Consider the following 1,580-nt stretch of genomic DNA (forward strand, 5'->3'; position numbering starts at 1 on the left):
GCTCTATTCGAGTGCGGCTGCGCTTCGTGCACGGTTCGGAGAAAGAAGCAAAGTAGCGCGATACGCGTCAGCCGCCTCATCTTTTCGATCCATTTGCGCGAGCATGTCACCCAGGAGTTCGCGAGCCGGTAACACGTGACCGGGCGTCACCGGGCTTTTACCAATCTCGTCTTCAAGATCGGCAGCCGCAACTTGTTGGGTAAGGGCTAGTTCCTCATCGCCTTCCGCCAGTGCAATCCAAGCTTCAACGGTTAGAATCTGTCCTTCAGTCAGCTTTGCCCAATAATCCTGTCCACGCTCCTTCATCGCGTCATGAAGGACCATGAGCTCCACAACAGCAGTCTGAGCGGCGGCAACGTCGCCACTTCGCGCGGCCCCCAGCCCTTTTGCAAACCAGAGCATGACAAAGGTTTGCGGAAATTCCTCCCAGGGAATGGCGGGGTGCAAGTCGGGTGACAACGCTGCGGCCTCTGCCCACATGTCTCGTTCAAGCAATAGCCTTACCGGCGCGGCTGCCAACGCATAGGCGGTGACAAAACTGACCTGATGATTGTCTATCGCATTGATCTCATCAACAAGCCGGGCCGCCTCGTCATACTCGCCAAGCTGCAAATGACCGTAGACCATGTAGTCTATGGCATGGACATAATGGATCTGGATGGTATCACCGGACTGTTCGAGCGCCGCCTTGGCAGAGCGGCGGTTGAGATCAATCGACTTTTCCCAGTCACCCGTGCGCGTAAAGATATGCGCCGGCATGTGTAACGCATGTGGCGCGTTTGGGGCCGTTTTGTCATAAATCTCAGCGTAAGGCCGTCCACGCTCTTTGAGAGGGGGATTGTCAAAGGCATGGATTGCGTAGTGAATGATACCGGGATGGTCTGGCTGTAACTGATGCAGTGCATCCAGCGTGTCTCCCACTTGGGCATTGACCTCGATCCGGTCTGGCCCGCGCGGTGCGGTCGCCAAACGCGCCAGCGCAGCAAACGCGGCGGCATCAATATTTTCGGGGTTTTCTTCGGCCGCCGCAATCTGCGCTTCGGCCCAGGCGCTGATTTGAGCGCGATAACCGTCTTGGCCGGGTGCATAGAATGCTGCGGCAGCTGCGACAAGAGCTTCCTCAAGCGCGCTGTCGGTTGTCATAGAAGCAAGCTTTTCGACTGCTGCCGTCCCCCTTTTTGTTTCAGCCTCGCTCGGCGTGCCGGGCCACAGCGGATGGAAGTTCGCCATGGCGATGCCCCATTGTGCCATGATGCAGGAGGGATCGGCTTCAGCCGCCTGATTGAAGGCCGCCTCTGCTTGAACATACATCATGTTATGCAAGAGGCTCAGCCCGTCGTTGAAAGCCTGATTGGCTTCTAGAGTGCAGCTTGTTTGAAAACCCGGTCCCGTTGCAACTGTGGGTGCGGGTACGACCAAACAAGCCGTACTGAGAAAGGCTACAAAAGTGGCGCGGGTTTTGCGGTGCAAATGTTGCATTGCTTTTCTCCAATATTGTGCCTGAAACGAAATTGAATGAGAGCCTGGCTTGCCTGTATTCTACACGAATACGGCCAGCGTGTCCTGAACGCTGTCTGGAC

General features: G+C 56.3%; 1 protein-coding gene. It reads right to left on the reverse strand.

Features of this window, described 5'->3' with window-relative positions:
• Positions 1 to 3: 3 nt before the first annotated feature.
• Positions 4 to 1,479 (reverse strand): tetratricopeptide repeat protein, encoded by a 1,476-nt coding sequence (locus ACR0AO_RS25380; protein ID WP_480609796.1) that lies wholly within the window; start codon positions 1,477 to 1,479, stop codon positions 4 to 6.
• Between the last annotated feature and the right edge of the window lie 101 nt (positions 1,480 to 1,580).

This window comes from Ruegeria sp. AF8 (genome assembly GCF_056541825.1).